15 protein-coding genes are annotated in these 18,199 nt (G+C 59.2%); 6 read left to right on the forward strand and 9 right to left on the reverse strand.

Annotated elements, in window-relative coordinates; all coding sequences use genetic code 11:
- Window positions 1-78 precede the first annotated feature (78 nt).
- The 5 genes from mnmH (at window position 79) to SIC15_RS18675 (ending at window position 4,671) form a co-directional block, all read left to right on the forward strand.
- Entirely contained in the window at window positions 79-1,182 is a 1,104-nt protein-coding gene (gene mnmH / locus SIC15_RS18655) for a tRNA 2-selenouridine(34) synthase MnmH (protein WP_412536652.1), read from the forward strand.
- Between the two features lie 142 nt (window positions 1,183-1,324).
- Complete coding sequence (locus tag SIC15_RS18660; RefSeq protein ID WP_412536653.1) at window positions 1,325-2,158, forward strand: mechanosensitive ion channel family protein; 834 nt, start codon at window positions 1,325-1,327, stop codon at window positions 2,156-2,158.
- A gap of 170 nt (window positions 2,159-2,328) precedes the next feature.
- Window positions 2,329-2,886, forward strand: coding sequence for an aminoacyl-tRNA deacylase (locus tag SIC15_RS18665; protein WP_412536654.1), 558 nt, complete (start codon window positions 2,329-2,331; stop codon window positions 2,884-2,886).
- Between the two features lie 82 nt (window positions 2,887-2,968).
- Window positions 2,969-4,264, forward strand: a complete 1,296-nt coding sequence (locus SIC15_RS18670) for an FAD-dependent monooxygenase (protein ID WP_412536655.1) — start codon at window positions 2,969-2,971, stop codon at window positions 4,262-4,264.
- Window positions 4,265-4,305: 41 nt separating this feature from the next.
- Entirely contained in the window at window positions 4,306-4,671 is a 366-nt protein-coding gene (locus SIC15_RS18675; protein WP_069182177.1) for a histidine triad nucleotide-binding protein, read from the forward strand.
- 330 nt (window positions 4,672-5,001) lie between these two features.
- Here SIC15_RS18675 and phoU read toward each other — a convergent pair whose 3' ends face one another.
- From phoU to SIC15_RS18700, 5 genes are all read right to left on the reverse strand, one after another.
- Window positions 5,002-5,724 (reverse strand): phosphate signaling complex protein PhoU, encoded by a 723-nt coding sequence (gene phoU, locus SIC15_RS18680; RefSeq protein ID WP_069182178.1) that lies wholly within the window; start codon window positions 5,722-5,724, stop codon window positions 5,002-5,004.
- 33 nt (window positions 5,725-5,757) lie between these two features.
- On the reverse strand, window positions 5,758-6,645 hold the full coding sequence (gene pstB / locus SIC15_RS18685; RefSeq protein ID WP_069182179.1) for a phosphate ABC transporter ATP-binding protein PstB: 888 nt from the start codon (window positions 6,643-6,645) through the stop codon (window positions 5,758-5,760).
- Between the two features lie 11 nt (window positions 6,646-6,656).
- Window positions 6,657-7,931: a phosphate ABC transporter permease PstA gene (gene pstA, locus SIC15_RS18690; protein ID WP_069182180.1), complete on the reverse strand. Its 1,275-nt coding sequence runs from the start codon at window positions 7,929-7,931 to the stop codon at window positions 6,657-6,659.
- Window positions 7,924-9,312, reverse strand: a complete 1,389-nt coding sequence (gene pstC / locus SIC15_RS18695; protein WP_069182181.1) for a phosphate ABC transporter permease subunit PstC — start codon at window positions 9,310-9,312, stop codon at window positions 7,924-7,926. The genes pstA and pstC overlap by 8 nt, the downstream gene beginning before the upstream one ends.
- 137 nt (window positions 9,313-9,449) lie before the next feature.
- Window positions 9,450-10,490: a substrate-binding domain-containing protein gene (locus SIC15_RS18700; protein ID WP_227549479.1), complete on the reverse strand. Its 1,041-nt coding sequence runs from the start codon at window positions 10,488-10,490 to the stop codon at window positions 9,450-9,452.
- A gap of 197 nt (window positions 10,491-10,687) precedes the next feature.
- Here SIC15_RS18700 and SIC15_RS18705 point away from each other — a divergent pair, with 197 nt between their 5' ends.
- On the forward strand, window positions 10,688-11,092 hold the full coding sequence (locus SIC15_RS18705) for an acyl-CoA thioesterase (RefSeq protein WP_069182183.1): 405 nt from the start codon (window positions 10,688-10,690) through the stop codon (window positions 11,090-11,092).
- Window positions 11,093-11,096: 4 nt separating this feature from the next.
- On the opposite strand, the gene SIC15_RS18710 is transcribed toward SIC15_RS18705, so the two are convergent.
- From SIC15_RS18710 to SIC15_RS18725, 4 genes are all read right to left on the reverse strand, one after another.
- On the reverse strand, window positions 11,097-12,089 hold the full coding sequence (locus SIC15_RS18710; protein ID WP_412536656.1) for a dihydroorotate dehydrogenase-like protein: 993 nt from the start codon (window positions 12,087-12,089) through the stop codon (window positions 11,097-11,099).
- Window positions 12,082-15,675, reverse strand: coding sequence for a pyruvate:ferredoxin (flavodoxin) oxidoreductase (gene nifJ / locus SIC15_RS18715; RefSeq protein ID WP_412536657.1), 3,594 nt, complete (start codon window positions 15,673-15,675; stop codon window positions 12,082-12,084). Before nifJ ends, SIC15_RS18710 begins: the two co-directional genes overlap by 8 nt.
- Window positions 15,676-15,800: 125 nt before the next feature.
- Window positions 15,801-16,907, reverse strand: coding sequence for a DUF3524 domain-containing protein (locus SIC15_RS18720; RefSeq protein WP_412536658.1), 1,107 nt, complete (start codon window positions 16,905-16,907; stop codon window positions 15,801-15,803).
- An 11-nt stretch (window positions 16,908-16,918) separates the two neighbouring features.
- Entirely contained in the window at window positions 16,919-18,103 is a 1,185-nt protein-coding gene (locus tag SIC15_RS18725) for an MFS transporter (RefSeq protein WP_412536659.1), read from the reverse strand.
- Between the last annotated feature and the right edge of the window lie 96 nt (window positions 18,104-18,199).

The following is an 18,199-nucleotide window of genomic DNA, read 5'->3' on the forward strand; positions in this document are numbered from 1 at the left end:
GAAACAGGGCGCGACAAGCAGAAAACCCCCATTTCCGCTATACTGCCGCCTCCATCTGACAACTGGTTTACCGCTGAAATGGCAAGCAGACCCGACACTGACGACTACCTTTCCCTGTTCCTGAATGACGCACCACTGATGGACGTTCGGGCACCGGTGGAGTTCAGCCGTGGCAGCTTTCCGAACACGGAGAACGCTCCCCTGATGAACGATGAGGAGCGCCACCGGGTCGGCATCTGTTACAAGGAAAAAGGCCAGGACAAGGCCATTGAGCTAGGCCATCAACTGGTGTCCGGTGACATCAAGGCCCAGCGCATCGAAGCCTGGAAGCGCTTTGTTGCCCGGCATCCCGAAGGTTATCTGTTCTGCTTCAGGGGCGGCCTGCGGTCCAGGCTTACCCAACAGTGGATACGGGACGCCGGCATTGACTACCCGCTGGTCAAAGGCGGCTACAAGGCGCTGCGCCGGTTCCTGATCGACAGCCTCGAAGCGCAGGTAAAATCTGGTGAATTCCGGATTCTCAGTGGTCGCACCGGCACCGGCAAGACACGGGTTCTACCACAGCTGCCGAACCCGGTGGATCTTGAAGGCCTGGCCAACCACCGGGGGTCCAGTTTCGGACGCCAGGTGACCCCCCAACCTTCACAGATCGATTTCGAAAACAGGTTGGCCGTGGCCATGCTCAAGGCCCACCACCTCAAGGGCGGCCCGATCTACCTGGAAGATGAGAGCCGGCTGGTGGGGCGATGCGCCCTGCCCGAATCCCTTAAAAACCGCATGGCGGAGTCGCCACTACTGATTCTCGAACAACCCATGGAAGAACGCATTGGCATCATCCGGGAGGACTATGTCGAGGGCATGTTTGCGGATTACGTGAACCGCGACGGAACCGAAGCTGGCTGGCTGAACTTCCGGGACTATCTGCTGAGCGCCATCGATCGCATTCGCAAGCGCCTGGGTGGTGAACGTCACAGGCAACTGCGAGGCCTGATGGAAGAGGCGCTGCTGCAGCAGGAAAACACCGGACGGACTGGCGCCCATGACGCCTGGATTGAGGCGCTGCTGAAGGACTATTACGACCCCATGTACGACTACCAATTGAGCCAGAAGGAAGGCCGGATTCTGGTCCGCGGGGGCCCAAAAACCATTCTCGAGTGGGCCAGCGAGCGCTCAATTGCGTAGGCGACTGACTGAACATTTTTTCCTGCGACACACATCTCTGACATTTGTCTGCTATATACAGAAGGAGACGAATCACGTTGTTGCAGGATTTTGTCCGTTAATCCGACACTTATGAAAAATACCAACGAGCAAGGAGTCCATTATGGAAGATCTCTTCGGCGCTGAGGGAGGCGCCTCGGAACTCATGAGTCAGGCCACAGCTCTGGTCATGACCTACGCACCCAAGGTCGTTCTGGCCATTGTCACTCTGATTGTGGGTATGTGGCTGATCAACCGGTTTGTCGGTGTTCTCGACAACAAGCTGGGCAAGAAAGACCCTACCCTGAACAAGTTTCTCTGCGGCCTGATCGGCGCAATTCTCAAGATTCTGCTGCTGATCTCTGTCGCCTCCATGGTCGGCATTGCCACCACCTCCTTCATTGCCATCATCGGTGCTGCCGGTCTGGCCGTCGGTCTTGCGCTGCAGGGCAGCCTCGCCAATTTCGCTGGCGGCGTGCTGATCCTGATCTTCAAGCCTTTCAAAGTTGGCGACACAATTGATGCCCAGGGCTACCTTGGCTCCGTCCGGGAAATCTCCATCCTTTACACAATTGTCGATACCTTCGATAACCGCCGGATCGTGATCCCGAATGGACAGCTGGCCAACGCCAGCCTGACCAACCTGAGCGCCTATGAAACCCGTCGTTGTGACATGAGCTTTGGCATCGGCTACGGCGATGACATCGACAAGGCCAAGGCCGTCTGCAAGCGCCTCATCGAAGAAGACGAGCGCGCACTGAAAGACCCCGAGCCTCTGATCGTGGTTGGCGCCCTCGGCGAAAGCTCCGTCGACCTGACGGTTCGGGCATGGACCAAGTCCGCTGATCTGTGGCCCTTCTACTGGGACATGCACGAGAAAGTGAAGAAAGCGTTCGACGCCGAGGGCATCAGCATTCCGTTCCCTCAGCGCGATGTGCATATGATCAAATCCGACTGAGATTCGCGATCGGTTTCTCATTGATACATCCGGTTACTCGCAAACTGCGTAACCTCGACTAAGCTGACCATTAATGGCGGGGTTTAGCGACCCCGCCAAGCCATCGGGGCCAGGCAATCTGATCCACACGGGCTCCGGAACGCTGTCATTGCTGGTAGGAGGTTGTCACTATGCCGGTACAGCAGTTGAAGGAATTCCTCGATGAGGCAGGTGTCGAGTACATGTGCCTCTCTCACCCCCCTGCGTATACCGCCCAGGAATTGGCCCACCACGTAAAAATCGCCGGCGACCGCGTCGTCAAAACGGTCATCATCGAGCTTGATGGCAAAATGGCGATGCTGGTGATGCCGGCGACCTGGCGAATCCGCTGGGACAGGCTATCCCGTATTCTGGACACCGACTTTATTGATCTTGCGGACGAACAGGAATTCAAAGACCGCTTCCCGGATTGCGAAGTGGGCGCCATGCCGCCCTTTGGCAACCTGTTCGGTATGACCGTGTACTGCGCCGAAGCCCTGACCGAACAGCCGGAACTGGCCTTTGCCGCTGGCAGCCACAGCGAATCGGTCCACATGAAAACTGCCGATTTTATTAACCTTGTGCAACCGATGGTACTGAACCAGGGCTTCAATAAACCGGGGGCCCAGAAGCCCGCCTGGCTGGTCAAAGGCCGTCGCCGGCCAGAGGAGGCTGACAAGCAGCGGGTATCAGGCATGGCCGGGTATTGAGGCTTTTTTTGCCGGCTTGATCCCGGTCTCTTGTCTGGCTGCCGCCATCGCGTAAACTTGGGGCATCAGACAGGAAACCTATATGACTCAAGCCTTTGATATTGTGGTAGTTGGCGCCGGTATGGTCGGTGCCGCACTGGCCACTGGCCTCGGCCAGAATGGTTTCAGTGTTGCACTCATTGACCGGTCTCCGCCGCCCGCCTTTAGTCCAGACACCGCCCCGGACATTCGGGTTTCTGCGCTTAGCGCCGGCAGCGAGCGCTATCTTCAGAGTCTCGGCGCCTGGGACCACATCCTTGGAATGCGCGCAACGCCTTACAAGCGACTGGCCGTCTGGGATGAAACCCGCTTTCCGCTACAGAATCTCGTGCCCCGGAAACTGGCCGAAGTCCAATTCGACGCCACCGAACTGGGCGCACACCACCTGGGACACATCGTCGAGAACTCGGTCACCCAGCAGGCACTCTGGCAAACCGCCGACGCTTGCCCCCATGTGACGTTGTTCCACGGCCATGGAGTCGCCTCCCTGGCACAGTCCGGTGATACGGCGACTGTCACCCTGGATGACGACCTCGAACTACTCGCAAGCCTGGTAGTCGGTTGCGATGGCGCCCAGTCCCGAATCCGAGACCTCGCCGGCATCGGAACCAACCGTAACCAGTATGACCAGCAGGCCATGGTCATCTCCGTGCGTTATCAGGGGCCGGTTGAAGACATTACCTGGCAGGGCTTCCATCCTTCTGGCCCCCGGGCCTTTCTGCCCCTGCACAGCGCCGGGCCGGAACATCCCGGCGAAAGCTGGGGTTCCCTGGTCTGGTACGATTCATCCGAGGAACTCGCTCGCCTGAAATCGCTGGACGACAGCACCCTGATGAGCGAAATCCAGTCATCATTTCCCGCGAGCCTGCCACTGCTGACCCACATCGACAGCAAGGCCTCGTTCCCCATCGCCCGGCAACATGCCAAACAATACCATTCCGGGCGCGTGGTTCTGGCCGGCGATTCCGCCCACACCATCAACCCCCTGGCCGGCCAGGGTGTGAACCTGGGCTTCCAGGATGCCCAATCCCTGCAATCCGCCCTCAAGGAAGCCAAGCGGGCCGGCGATGATCTGGCGGACCCGAAGTGGCTTACCCTGTATGAACAAGAACGCAGGCCGGCGAACCGCCGAATGATGCTGACCATGGATCTGTTCTACCATCTGTTCAGCAACCGGATTCCGCCGGTCCATCTGCTACGCAACCTGGGCCTGGGCGCCGCCCGCGCCCTGCCCTTCGCCCGCAACCGCGTGGCCCGCTACGCCATGGGCATCGACGAGGAACTGCCGGCGGTGGTCAGACAGATAACGTCCCGGATTCCGGGCCTGAACCAGCTTTAACACCGAACAACAATCCCAAGGACACGTGAAAAGGAGCCACCATGTCAGAGACGATTTTCACCAAGATCATCAACCGCGAGATCCCCGCGGACATCCTCTACGAAGACGACCTCGCCCTGGCGTTCAGTGACATCAACCCGCAGGCGCCGGTCCATTTTCTGGTCATCCCCAAGAAAGCCATCGCCACTATCAACGACATCACCGAAGACGATCGGGAACTGGTGGGGCACTTGTATCTGGTGGCGGCGAAGATTGCCAAGGAGAAGGGGTTTGCTGACGATGGCTACCGGGTTGTCATGAACTGCGGGGAGAACTCCGGGCAGACGGTGTTCCACATTCACCTGCACGTACTTGCCGGCAAGCCGCTGGGCTGGCCTCCGTATACCGACAAAATGAAGCAGGCCTGATTTTTTAGACTTGGGTGGAGGGCCGGCATGCGGTGGGGCTTTCCGGGACACGCTCGAGCCGTCCCTGGTCGCTTGGCTTTCGCCATCCATGGCGAAAGACAGTCCCGGAAAGCCCCACCACACGCCGGCCGGTCAAACCACACAGTTAGGCATGCTTAGTAACTACTAAATATTACTGATAGGCAGCACCAAGGTTTGAACGGAGGGGCTGGTCCGGGCTTTCCAGACTGTCTGTGGCCATGGATGGCCACAGCCAAGCCCTACAGGGACGTACTTGCAGGCGTGTCTGGAAAGGCCGGACCAGCCCCGCCAGCCACCCAAGTCAAGCCATCAGCGGCCCACGACTTTCTCAGCTTCCTCCACCGGCGTATGACGAACATCCTCGCCTTTGACCATGAAAATCACGTTCTCGGCGATGTTGCACGCATGGTCACCCACCCGCTCCAGGGCACGAAGCACCCACATCACGGACATGCACCGTGAGATATTGCGGGTATCTTCCATCATGAACGTCAGCAGGGTGCGCGCCGCGGCCTGATATTCCTCGTCGACGCGCTTGTCTTCCTTCATGATCCGCAGGGCCTGCTCGGAATCCAGGCGGGCAAAAGCGTCGAGGGCATCGTGGAGCATGCTGAGCACGTGGGTGCCGATGTGGCGCACTTCCACGTAGCCGCGTGGCGCCTGGCCTTCTTCCTGCAGCTTGATGGCCAGCTTCGCAATCTTCTTGGCTTCGTCGCCCACCCGCTCCAGATCGGCAACCATCTTGATGACCGAGATCACCAGTCGCAGATCCCGTGCCGTCGGCTGCCGACGGGCGATGATCAGAGTGGCTTCCTCGTCGATCTCCACTTCCATCTTGTCGACTTTCTTGTCGTTGGCGCGGATTTCGTCGGCCATGTGACCGTCACCATCCACCAATGCCTGAATGGCATTCTCGACCTGGGCTTCTACCATCCCACCCATTTTCAGGAACTCGGTCTTGAGCTCCATCAGTTCGTTGTTGAACTTGTGGGAGATGTGATCCCCGTAAACGTCGTCCTTCTTCGTAGGCATACTGTTCTTCTCCAAAATTCCTCAGGTCCGGAATCAGCCGAAACGGCCGGTGATGTAGGACTCGGTCAGTTCGTGTTCCGGGGAGGTGAATACCTTGTTGGTCTCGTTCACTTCCACCAGGTGCCCCAGGTGGAAATAGGCTGTACGGTGGGATACCCGGGCCGCCTGCTGCATCGAGTGGGTAACGATAACGATCGTGTAGCTCTCAGACAGCTCGGCAATCAATTCTTCCACTTTCGCCGTGGCAATAGGGTCCAGCGCCGAACAGGGCTCATCCATCAGAACCACTTCCGGGCTGACAGCAATGGCGCGCGCAATGCACAGACGCTGCTGCTGACCGCCGGACATGCCGGTTGCGTTGGCGTCCAGGCGATCCTTTACCTCATCCCAAAGGCCGGCCTTGCGCAGGCTGGTTTCCACAATTTCGTCCAGATCGGATTTGCGATTGGCCAGACCGTGAATTCGGGGGCCGTATGCCACGTTGTCGTAGATGGACTTGGGGAACGGGTTGGGCTTCTGGAAAACCATGCCGACCCGGGCCCGCAGCTCAACGACATCCCGTTTGGGATCGTAGATGTCGTGGTCGTCCAGTTTCAGGGAGCCCTTTACACGACAGATATCGATACTGTCGTTCATTCGGTTCAGGCACCGCAGGAAGGTGGATTTACCGCAACCCGACGGACCGATAAAGGCAATGACCTCGTTACGGCCAATGTCGAGGCTGATTTTTTTGATGGCGGGAGAATCGCCGTAGAATACCTCGACATCCCGAAGCTTGAACTTTGGGTCGTCCGAGAACGGCTTCCCGACGGTTTTCCCTTCCTCAATGATGGTTTCAGCGGGTTTGGATTCCTGAACTGGCACGGCGACCTCATCCGGTTGGGAAACTTCACTGGCAATGGTTGTATTCACACTATTCATCTTGATTCTCCTTACCACCGGCGCTCAAGGCGTTTGCGCATCCAGATGGCCAATGCATTCATGCTGATCAGGAAGGTCAACAGCACCATGATGGCTGCCGACGCACGTTCAATAAAGGCTAGTTCCGGGCTGCCGGCCCACAGGAAGACTTGTACGGGCAGAACGGTGGCCGAATCAAAGAAGCCGTCGGGCACATCCACAATAAAGGCCACCATGCCGATCAGCAGCAACGGTGCGGTTTCACCCAGAGCCTGGGCCATCCCGATGATGGAACCGGTAAGCATTCCAGGCATGGCCAGCGGCAGCACATGATGCAGAACCACCTGCATCTTGGAGGCGCCGATACCTTCGGCGGCCTCGCGGATCGAGGGCGGAACGCTTTTGATTGCGGCCCGGCTGGAGATGATGATGGTTGGCAGCGTCATCAGTGTCAGCACCAGGCCACCAACCACCGGAACCGAACGCGGCATCCCGAAAAGATTGATGAACACGGCCAGGCCCAGCAGACCAAAAATAATGGATGGCACCGCCGCCAGGTTGTTGATATTTACCTCAATGAAGTCGGTAAACTTGTTCTGAGGCGCAAACTCTTCCAGATAGATCGCTGCGGCAACACCAATCGGGAACGACAGGATCAGGGTAACGAACATGGTCAGCAACGAACCGACAATTGCGCCGAGAATACCTGCCTTGGATGGATCACGGGAATCGCCACCACTGAAAAACACATCATTGAACGATGTTTCGATGACATCCCGCTCCAAAAGCTCATCCACCCAGGCTTTTTGCTGATCATTCAGCTTGATCGAGTAGGCGTCATCCCCTGCGTGCTTTACGTAGACATCCACGTCGGTGTGCGTGAGGAATGTCATGGATTGGGTGGTACCCAGCCATTCCGGATTGGCCTTCAGTGCATCCCGGAGCGTCACCGATGCGTAGGGGTTTATCAGTTCGCGAACGTTTTTCCGGTCATCCTCCGTTGCACCAGGTATCTCCTTGATCAACGCCTGAACCAGCGGCTCGACAAAATCAGCCATCTTGATCTGACGCTCGTCCGTGGGATCATCCAGGTACATCATTTCACCATCCAGGTTTACATCCATGGTGATGGTGGTTTTGACGAAGCCGGTGTAACCCTTGCCGATGATATCGGTGAACAGGATTATCAGGGCCCCCAATGCAATGGCAATGGCCATGACGCCGTAGGCGCGGAAACGGCGTTCCTTACGGTAGCGGCGCTTGAGCGACTGGCGGACAATTTCCGCCTGTGAACGTTGATCAGTCATACTGTTCCCGATATTTGCGTACGATTTTCAGTGCAATGACGTTGAGCAACAGGGTTGCCAGGAAGAGCATGGCGCCCAATGCGAAGGCAGCCAGCGTCTTGGCGCTGTCGAATTCCTGGTCACCGGTAAGCAGAGTCACGATCTGGACAGTAACGGTGGTGACGGTTTCCAGCGGATTGGCAGTCAGGTTGGCCGCCAGGCCCGCCGCCATGACCACAATCATGGTCTCGCCGATAGCCCGGGAGACTGCCAGCAGAATACCGCCCATGATGCCGGGCAGCGCAGCCGGGAAAATCACCTTCTTCATGGTTTCCGACTGCGTCGCGCCCAACGCTAGGGAACCATCCCTCATGGCCTGGGGCACTGCATTGATAACGTCATCCGAAAGGGACGAAACGAACGGAATAATCATGATGCCCATAACGGCACCTGCTGCCAGGGCACTCTGGGACGACGCCTCAATACCAATCGAGGCAGCAAGGTCACTGATAAACGGTGCCACGGTCAAAGCGGCGAAGAAGCCATAGACCACAGTCGGAATACCCGCCAGCATTTCCAGTAACGGCTTGACCACGCCGCGAACCTTCTTGCCGGCATATTCGGACAGGTAAATCGCCGAAAGCAACCCGACCGGAACTGCCACAGTCATGGCGATGGCTGAGATCAGCAGGGTGCCGGTGAACAGGGGGATCATGCCGAAAGCACCCTCGGATGCTACCTGATCGGCCCGAAGGGCGGTCTGGGGACTCCAGTGGCTGCCAAAGAAAAACTCGGTGAACGGGACTTTGCCGAAAAACCGGAATGTCTCGAACGCTACCGAGAAAATGATTCCGACAGTGGTCAATATGGCCAAAGCCGCGCAGGCGAAAAATACCCATTTTAGTATGGATTCAACCTGGACACGGGCATTCAAATGCGGCCGGATTCTTAACCAGCCCAGAAAGCCCGCCAATACAGCAACCGAGACAACCAACGCAGACATCAGAAACTGGCTCTGGGAGCGCAGTGCCTTTAACCGTTCCGCAGCCTCGACAATGGGCGCTTCAACAAATCCAGGCGGCAATGCTCCGCTGGCGACGTTACTGATCTTGCTCAGCAAGAGACTTGCTTCACCATCGGTAGCAGGAACCATATCCTGAGGCAGGCCACCAATCACGATTAACTGAATCACTTTGCCTTGAAAAGCCATCCAACAGCCCAGTACCAGCAGAGCAGGGATAACGCTCCATAAAGCCGCCCGGGCGCCATAGTAAAAAGGCAGGGACTTCAGATGACGAATCCCGCCCATAGGCATCGCTAATGACCGGGAACGAGCATATCCAAGACCATAAGCCACGACGGCCATAACCAGGGTCAGTAATAAAAGATTAGCCGGTTGCATGAAAATTCCTGTATTCGACTTCGGATTGGCACACAGTTTACAGGCTCAGCCCTGCACTGGCACCGGATCACCCAAACGTGCAAAAGGCGCGAGCCTCGATCGAGACCCGCACCTCTGTTCCTGACCGGACTGCGGTCTTATTTGAGCTCGTCCAGGGTCAGGTTGGGCATATTCTCTGCCTTGTCCATCAGATCCATCAGCGCAGCGCGGGGCGGCACGATCAGACCAACATCTTTCAGGTAGCCGTTCTGGCCCATGGCGGCGTTGCTGGTGAACTCGCTGACATATTCCTGAATGCCGGGAACTACACCAACGTGTGCCTTCTTCACGTAGAAGAACAGCGAGCGCGCAACCGGGTAGTCATCGGCTGCAATCGCTTCAGCGGTCGGTATCTTGCCATTCAGAGTAGCGGCCTGCAGACGGTCGGAGTTCTCTTCCATAAAGCTATAGCCGAATACGCCGTACATGCCTTCATCGCCAATCAGCTTCTGCACGATCAGGTTGTCGTTCTCACCGGCTTCGATGAAGGCGCCGTCTTCACGAACGCTTTCACAGATGGAAGCGTGCTCGTCCTTGCTCAGATCGGCGGCCTCAGGCAGTTCATCGCAACCAGCGGCAAGAGCCAGCTCGTTGAAAGAGTCACGGGTACCGGAAGTCGGAGGAGGCCCCATCACACGGATCGGCTTGTTCGGCAGACTGGCGTCAACGTCGCTCCAGTTCTTGTTGGGGTTGGCGACCCACTCGCCGTTAACGGGAACCTTGGAACCCAGGGCCAGGAACAGCTGCTCCAGGGTAATGTCGAGGTTCTCGGCTTCCTTGGAGCTGGCGATCACGATGCCGTCAGAACCAATGCGGAATTCAGTGATGTCTTTGACACCGTTGCTCTGGCACAGTTCGAACTCGGAGGTCTTCATGCGACGTGACGCATTGGTGATGTCCGGGTGCTGGGTACCAATACCCTGACAGAACAATTTGAGACCGCCGCCTGAACCGGTGGATTCCAGCTTGGGGGTGCTGAAGTCGGTCTTGGTGCCGAAACGCTCGGCAACAACCGTGGCGAACGGATAAACAGTGGAAGAACCCACGATGCTGATGGTGTCACGGGCCATGGCCGGTGCAGACATGGCGGCTACCGAGCCTGCCAGCGCTACAGTCGCGAGTGCTTTGTTCAGTTTCATCACGTCAAGTCTCCATTATTCGGTTTGGACGTTGTGTAGGATGTGCTTTACCGATGAATGCAGACTAATGGCACTCTGTGACAACTTTGTTACAGCCTCTGAAATATAGTCAGGAATGTTCAAATTTGCTTGCAGCGGCGCTCCAGCCCGTTACCATGCGGGGTAAAACAATTCCAGGCTCGCAAGAAGGCAGTACTATGACAGCGTTAGACGACGACAAACCCACGCCCCGTGGTGATCTTACCCTCCAGGTCATTCCTCTCCCCGCCGATACCAATGCCAATGGCGATGTCTTCGCCGGCTGGCTGGTAAAACAGATGGATCTGGCCGCCGCCACCATGGCCGGGCGTATTTCCCAGGGTCGCAATGCCACGGTGGCTATGGATCGGATGGAGTTTTTGTCACCGTTGCGGGTCGGATCACAGGTAGGTTGCTACTGCGAGCTTGTCGATATTGGCCGCAGCTCCATGAAGATCAGCGTGGAAGTGTGGACCCTGGACCGGACGGCCAAGAACCCGCGCAAGGTGACCGAGGGTCTGTTTGTCTATGTCGCCATCGATGAGCATGGACGGATCCGGGAAGTCCCCGAACAGAACCTCTAAGCTGTCACTTCCAGCCGTGCAGCAGGCGGGCATAGTTGAGGCGCTCCCAGGTGCGACTGTTGGGCGCCTTGTCCATTGACAGCGCGCCTCGCGCCTCAGCCAGATCACGATAGCCCATATCGGACAAGCGCCGGCTCATACCGTGGTGTATTCGCCCCAGGGCATCGGGACCGTCCGCCAGGATCGCTGATACCACCTGAACAGCGGCTGCACCGGACAGGATTGCCTTGGCCGCATCATCACCGGTGTGAACCCCACCCGATATAGCCATCTCCAGAGACGTCTGGCCATAAAGCATGGCCGACGCGTGTAGCCGCAGTGGCAGCTCGGCACTGGAAGACAGCACCACTTCCCGGCTCAATTCCAGCTCATCAAGGTCCATCTCCGGCTGATAGAAGCGGTTGAACAACACCAGTCCCCGGGCTCCTGCCGCTTCAACACCGGAGACAAAGGACGGCAAGGCCGAATAGAACGGCGACAGTTTGACGCTGACGGGAATGGTGACCTGTTCGGCCACCGAGCGCACCACCGCCAGTTGACGCTGTTCCAGACTGGCGGCTGTCTCGGAGGGATCGGTGGCCAGGTCATAGAGGTTGAGCTCAATGGCATGGGCACCGGCGGCCTCCAGCTCAAGGGCGTGTCCGGTCCAGCCTCCGGTGGAAATACCGTTGAGCGAGGCAATCACTGGCACATTCAGTGATCGACGCAACAGCTCCAGCCGTTGGAGGTAGCTGCCCGATCCCATCTCGAAAAGCTCCGACTCCGGAAAAAACGAGCGGGCTTCGGCGTCCGTATTGATCCGGGAATCAATAAATCGATGAGCCGCCATCTGCTCCTCGACCAGCTGCTCCTCAAACAGCGAGTGCATGACAACCGCACCGGCACCGGCCTTGACGCAGGCCTTCAGTGCATCCAGGTCGTCGGTCAGCGGACTGGCGCCGACCACCAGGGGCGAGCGGAGTTCGAGGCCCAGCCAACGGGTTGCCAGGTCAGTCATGACGTTCACCCTCTTGGTTATCTGCGCCGGAAGCTTCGTGGGGCTCAAAGTGGATCCCGGCCAGCTGTTTGTAGAGCTCGCGCTGTTCGGTGGCCGCCTCCGACGCCGCAGCCACCAGCTGTTCGTAGCGTTGGGGATCCCTCAGCTCCAGCATCCGGAAACGGGCCTCTTCCTGCATGTAGGCTTTCATGGTGATTTTCTGGCGCGGGGAATCCAGTTGCAGTGGCGGCAGCCCCTCGTGGGTGCGACGGGGATCAAACCGGTACAACGGCCAGGCCCAGCTGTCCACTGCCCGCTTCTGCTGTGACGGCGAGTGCACCAGATCGTAGCCGTGGGCAATGCAGGGGCTGTGGGCAATGATCAGTGCCGGGCCCTCGAAGCTCTCGGCTTCCTGCAGGGCCTTGGTGGTGTGGTTACTGTGGGACTGCATGGCGATCTGGGCCACGTAGACATGGCCGTAGCTCATGGCCAGCAGGCCCAGGTCCTTCTTGCGGGTCGCCTTGCCGGCGGCGGCAAACTTGGCAATTGCACCCATGGGCGTGGCCTTGGACTGCTGCCCGCCGGTGTTGGAATAGACCTCGGTGTCGAGCACCAGCAATTTCAGGTTCTGGCCCGAGGCCAGGGCGTGGTCCAGGCCGCCATAGCCAATATCGTAGGCCCAGCCGTCACCGCCAATCACCCAGACGCTCTTCGGGCAGAGCTCGTCGGCCAGGCTGTCGAGTTCCCGGGCCTCCTGCCCCTCCTGGTCCGTCAGCCAGCTACGGAGATCCTCGATGGCTGCGCGCCGAGACGCCATGGCGGTTTCATCGATTGTCGTGCAGGGCGAGGTCAGGTCCGCATAAAGCCCCCCGGGCAACTGACCCTGCACTGCGTCCAGCAACTGCCGGGCCCGGCCGACAAGCTTGTTCAGCCCCAAGCGCATGCCCAGACCCAGTTCCGCCGCGTCTTCGAACAACGAATTGTTCCAGGTGGGCCCCCGGCCGTCGGCATTCACCGTGTAGGGCGTGGTGGGCAGATTGCCACCGTAGATCGAGGAACAACCGGTGGCGTTCGCAATCAGCAGCCGGTCACCCACAAGCTGGGTCAGCAGACGGATGTAGGGTGTCTCACCGCAGCCGGAACAGGCGCCCGAATATTCGAACAGCGGAATCAGCAGCGGCAGGGCTTTGAAGTCGCGGGGGATGCGGTCTCTGGGCACATCCGGAATACTCCGGAAGAACGCCAGGTTCTCCGCTTCCACCTCACGGTGCTGCTCAATGGGCTGCATGTTGATGGCTTTGCGCTTTGGCTGGGCCCGGTCCTTGGCGGGACAGACCTCCACACACAGACCACAACCGGTGCAGTCATCCGGCGCCACCTGAATTCGGTAATCCAGGCCTTCCAGTTCAGAGGTCTGGGTTTCCGGCACGGCCTCGAAGCTCTCCGGCGCCCCCTTGGCCGCCTCGGGCTCGAACACCTTGCTGGTGATCGCGGTGTGCGGGCAGATCATTGCGCAGAAGTTGCACTGAACGCAGAGGTCAGACTCCCAGATCGGAATTTCCAGGGCGATGGTTCGCTTCTCGTACTGGCTGGTGCCGGTTGGCCAGGTTCCGTCAGGAGGAAAGGCGCTGACCGGCAGCTTGTCCCCCTGCCCTTCCAGTAGCAGGCGAGTGACTTTCTGCACAAAGTCCGGCGCACTCTCTGGCACTCTCGGTGGTCGGGTGCGGGTTGCCGTTACCTTATCCGGCACCGTTACTTCATGCAGGTTGTCCAGTGCCGAGTCCACCGCCTCCACATTTCGGCGCACCACTTCCGGCCCGCGCCGTCCCCAGGTCTTTCGGATGGACTCCTTGATGTGGGCAATGGCCTCTTCCCGGGGCAGGATATCGGCCAGGGCGAAGAAGCAGACCTGCATCACCGTGTTGATCCGCCGTTCCAGCCCCGCTTTTTCTGCCACCTCGGCGGCATCAATCACAAACAGTCGGGCCTTGAGCTCGACCAGCGCACGCTGGACCTCCACCGAGAGCCGATCCCAGACCTCGTTTTCTGGCCAGGGCACGTTCAGCAGCACCGTAGCGCCCTCGGCGGCGTGTTCCAGCACTTCAAACCGTTCCAGGAACTGGGGCGCATGAATGGCCACAAACTGGGCCGTGTTGATCTGGTAGCTGGAGCGGATGGGCAACGGGCCGAACCGCAGGTGGGATACCGTGGTCGCGCCGCTTTTCTTGGAATCATAGACGAAATGCCCCTGGGCGAAGAGGTCCGTGCCCTCGCCCAGAATCTTGATGCTGGCTTTGTTACTGCTGACAGTGCCATCAGCGCCGAGACCGAAGAACAGGGCCCGACGGGTTTTCGGAGACTCGATATCCAGCTCACTGTCCACGTTCAGCGAAAGATGGCTGACATCGTCCCGCACGCCAACGGTGAAACGGGTTTTCGGCGCCTCGGCCTTCAGTTCGTCAAAAATGGTGCACACCATGGCCGGAGTGAATTCCCGGGAAGACAGACCATAGCGACCGCCGATCACCCGGGGCAGCACCTTGCGCTCGCCCCGGCTCCAGGCTTCCATCAGGGCGCCACTGACTTCCAACAGCAGTGGCTCGCCCTGGGCACCGGGTTCCTTGGTTCGGTCCAGCACGGCCAGGTGCTCGACGGTGTCTGGCAGAGCATTCAGGAAACGGTCGGTCGCAAAGGGCCGGAACAGGCGCACCTTGAGCACACCGACTTTCTCGCCCTGCTCCAGCAGCCATTCGACCGTCTCGTGGGCGCATTCGGCGCCGGATCCCATAAGGATAATCACACGGTCAGCGTCGGGGTGGCCGACATAATCAAACAACCGGTACTGACGGCCGGTAATACCGGCAAACCGGTCCATCACGGCTTCCAGCTTGTCCGGAAATGCCTGATAGAACGGGTTGATGGCCTCCCGGGCCTGGAAGAAGGCGTCGGGGTTCTGGGATGTGCCCCGAACCACCGGCCGGTCCGGCGTCATTCGGCGGCTCCGGTGTGCCTCCAGTCCTTCATGGGGTACCAGAGCCCTCAGATCGTCATCGCTCAGGGCGGCGATCTTGGAAATCTCATGGGAGGTACGGAAGCCGTCGAAAAAATGCATCACCGGGACACGGCTTTCCAGAGTGACTGCGTGGCCGATGGCGGCCATATCCTGGGCTTCCTGGACCGAACCGGACGCCAAGAGGGCAAACCCGGTACCGCGGGCACTCATCACATCGGAATGATCGCAGAAGATCGACAGGGCATGGGTGGCGATGCTGCGGGCGGCAATATGCATGCAGAAGGGCGACAGTTCACCGGCAATCTTGTACAGATTGGGCAGCATCAACAGCAGGCCCTGGGACGCGGTAAAGGTGGTCACCAGGGAACCGGCCTGCAGCGCCCCGTGCATGGCCCCGGCGGCACCGGCCTCGGACTGCATTTCCACCACGCTGGGAACCTGCCCCCAGAGATTGGGTTTGCCCAGGGCCGCCCAGTCGTCAGCGTGTTCGCCCATCACCGAGGCGGGCGTAATCGGATAGATGGCAATGGTCTCGCTCAGGCGATAAGCCACCGAGGACACCGCTTCATTGCCGTCGAGGGTATGGAACTCCATGGCCACGACTCCCTGTGGTGAGGCCGACAGACAGTTCTGAGTCTAGTATCGACGGTGACAACCGCAAGAGGGCAGGTTTGATCTGAGACAGGTTTGGGGAAGAAACAGGATCAGGGCTTGCCTGCTCAGGTTTTAATCAATCCATCAAACAAAGCCTGGTAGTCTCCGGCCAGTCTTGATGCCCGCCAACCCTCGGGCGGACAGGCTGGCACGTCTGTTTTGAGCAGTGCTTCGAGGCAGTCGGCGGCTGCTTCCGCCTCTCGCCTGGCATCCTGTTCATGGCTAACATAACGACACTGCTCCGGGACATATTCCTGATAGGCCAGTCGATTGGGGGCTAGCGGAACGCAACCTGAGGCCATGGCCTCCAGCATCGCCAGCCCCTGGAAATCGTGAAGTGCCGTGGAGACGACCAGGTCCGCCTGACGCAGCAAATGATCGTAGTCGTCACGGCTGTCCAGGAAGCCCCAGTGTTCGATTCGATGACTGAACTGTTCACGAATCCGGTCAAATGCCTCTGGATAGCTGCGAAACCGCTCCCCTACCACGCTCAGCCGGAAAGGCACCGAGCGTTGTTCCAGTACCTGCAGCAAATTCAGCAGCCGATCAGGCCCCTTGTCGTATTCCCACCGATGGTTCCAGAGCAGATGCGGACAGGCCCGGCCCGAAAGTGGCGGGCGCTCGAAAAACAACCGATCCTCAATCGGAACCGGGATGACACGGGACCGGTCGCGCAAGGTTTCGATCAGGCCTTCCGGTACCTCATCGGGCAGTTTCTGAAGGAACGCCCGGGCTCCGGCCAGAAAACTGTCCCGATTCCAGCCACTGTTGAAGACCACGCAGTCGGCACAGAGGGCGCTGTAGAGGTTGACCATTTGCGGATCGGCACTGGCGTTCTGGCCGCTGGAGATCGGGAACGCAAACTGGTTTTCGTGCATGTACAGCAGGCAGGGCGTGCGGACGAGGCGCGGGTTCAGACCCCGCAGGGTGGCCAGATCCACCATGGATGTGGCGACTATCAGATCCCAGGGTTCCTGCAGGAGTGGCTCCTTCAGCCAGCTCAGCGGGTTGCCGCGGATGCGCCAGCGGAAGAATCTGGGAGGCAGTGCCAGTGTGTGCCAATGGAACTCGGGTAACAGGGCCGCCAGGTGCTCGCGCCAGCGGCGGTGACTGGCGGCATCGTAGCCGGACAGCAAAAGAACCCGTGCGCCAGGTATCTCGGACTTCGTCATGCTCACAACCATTAGCCGGGCTGAACCTCAGGCCGGGCCCTGGACAGTGACCACAACCCAAGCACCGGCCCCGGGAACAGAAGCAGAACCACCCAGACATCCAGCTGCCCCCATAAGCCACTGGTCAGCCAGATGGCCGGAAGAGTCAGCCCAAACCCGACCGCATTCATCACCGCCAGCGAGGAGCCCACTGATTCCCTGGGTGCCGCTGCCGAGGCCAGCGCGGAAAACTGGGGGGAGTCTGCCACTACGGCAATACCCCAGACAATCAGCAACACCATCAAAACGACCGGCGAGAGCCCATTCAGCCAGGGATACACAAGACAGAAAGCACCGGAAATCATCAGTGCTCGGCGGGCTACCCACTCGCTGCCCAGGGTGCGACTGAGCCTGCCGCCACCGACACAGCCCGCCGCGCCAATCCCGATAACGGCAAACGACAACCAGGGAATGAACGAGTCACTCTGACCTAATCGCTGCAGCTCCCGACCGATGAGCAGCGGCGTGAGTGTCCAGAATGCGTAGAGCTCCCACATATGGCCGAAGTAACCTCCGGCCACGGACCGGAATCTGGGGATACGCAGTGCCGCCAGCCCCTGGCTCAGAGGCAAACGCCCGCTGCTTTTGGGCAAGTGCGGGCCCTCCCCCAACACATACACCAGAAGGCCCCCAGCCACCGCAAGGCAGGAGGCGGCCATCAACGGCCACTCCCAGGGCATGCCCAGAGTTGCTCCTCGCATCAGGTGTGGCAAGGCCGTGCCGAGGGTGAGCATGCCCACTAGCCAGGCCAGGGCGGCGCCGGCGTATTTCGGGGTCCAGGCGATTACCATTTTCATGCCCAGCGGGTAGATTCCAGCCAGACACAGACCCGTGGCAAACCGCAGAAGAAAATCGAGCGGCGGTGCACCGGCGGCGAAAATAAATCCGCCATTAACCAGTGCACCAACCAGACTCGACAGCGCAAAGATACGACTGGCGCCGAACCGGTCAGCCAGACCGGTCACTGCAATGGTCAGGGTACCGGCGATAAACCCGGCCTGCACCGCCAGCGTCAGCCGTCCCAGATCGGTTTCCGACAGGCCCAGTTCCGCGGACAGCGACAGCCAGACACCGTTGATACTGAACCAGAGCGAGGTGCCAAAAAGCTGGGCCAGGACAATCACAGGGAGGGGATAGCGTCGTAGCAGGTCGATCATTGTTGTTGTCTTCTTCCACGCGATGGACCAAGCCTAGCCTCGAGGGGCTGGCCTCGCCCATGCTACTTTGGTGTCTTGTTGAGGTTGGGACCGCTG

The sequence above is a fragment of the Marinobacter sp. MIT932201 genome (genome assembly GCF_047123295.1).
Classification (GTDB): domain Bacteria; phylum Pseudomonadota; class Gammaproteobacteria; order Pseudomonadales; family Oleiphilaceae; genus Marinobacter; species Marinobacter salsuginis.

What these genes read in the sequence shown, in the direction of transcription:
- mnmH (WP_412536652.1), top strand. Translation starts at nt 79, where the DNA reads ATGGCAAGCAGACCCGACACTGACGACTACCTTTCCCTGTTCCTGAAT.
- SIC15_RS18660 (WP_412536653.1), top strand. Translation starts at nt 1,325, where the DNA reads ATGGAAGATCTCTTCGGCGCTGAGGGAGGCGCCTCGGAACTCATGAGT.
- SIC15_RS18665 (WP_412536654.1), top strand. Translation starts at nt 2,329, where the DNA reads ATGCCGGTACAGCAGTTGAAGGAATTCCTCGATGAGGCAGGTGTCGAG.
- SIC15_RS18670 (WP_412536655.1), top strand. Translation starts at nt 2,969, where the DNA reads ATGACTCAAGCCTTTGATATTGTGGTAGTTGGCGCCGGTATGGTCGGT.
- SIC15_RS18675 (WP_069182177.1), top strand. Translation starts at nt 4,306, where the DNA reads ATGTCAGAGACGATTTTCACCAAGATCATCAACCGCGAGATCCCCGCG.
- phoU (WP_069182178.1), bottom strand. Translation starts at nt 5,724, where the DNA reads ATGCCTACGAAGAAGGACGACGTTTACGGGGATCACATCTCCCACAAG.
- pstB (WP_069182179.1), bottom strand. Translation starts at nt 6,645, where the DNA reads ATGAATAGTGTGAATACAACCATTGCCAGTGAAGTTTCCCAACCGGAT.
- pstA (WP_069182180.1), bottom strand. Translation starts at nt 7,931, where the DNA reads ATGACTGATCAACGTTCACAGGCGGAAATTGTCCGCCAGTCGCTCAAG.
- pstC (WP_069182181.1), bottom strand. Translation starts at nt 9,312, where the DNA reads ATGCAACCGGCTAATCTTTTATTACTGACCCTGGTTATGGCCGTCGTG.
- SIC15_RS18700 (WP_227549479.1), bottom strand. Translation starts at nt 10,490, where the DNA reads ATGAAACTGAACAAAGCACTCGCGACTGTAGCGCTGGCAGGCTCGGTA.
- SIC15_RS18705 (WP_069182183.1), top strand. Translation starts at nt 10,688, where the DNA reads ATGACAGCGTTAGACGACGACAAACCCACGCCCCGTGGTGATCTTACC.
- SIC15_RS18710 (WP_412536656.1), bottom strand. Translation starts at nt 12,089, where the DNA reads ATGACTGACCTGGCAACCCGTTGGCTGGGCCTCGAACTCCGCTCGCCC.
- nifJ (WP_412536657.1), bottom strand. Translation starts at nt 15,675, where the DNA reads ATGGAGTTCCATACCCTCGACGGCAATGAAGCGGTGTCCTCGGTGGCT.
- SIC15_RS18720 (WP_412536658.1), bottom strand. Translation starts at nt 16,907, where the DNA reads ATGACGAAGTCCGAGATACCTGGCGCACGGGTTCTTTTGCTGTCCGGC.
- SIC15_RS18725 (WP_412536659.1), bottom strand. Translation starts at nt 18,103, where the DNA reads ATGATCGACCTGCTACGACGCTATCCCCTCCCTGTGATTGTCCTGGCC.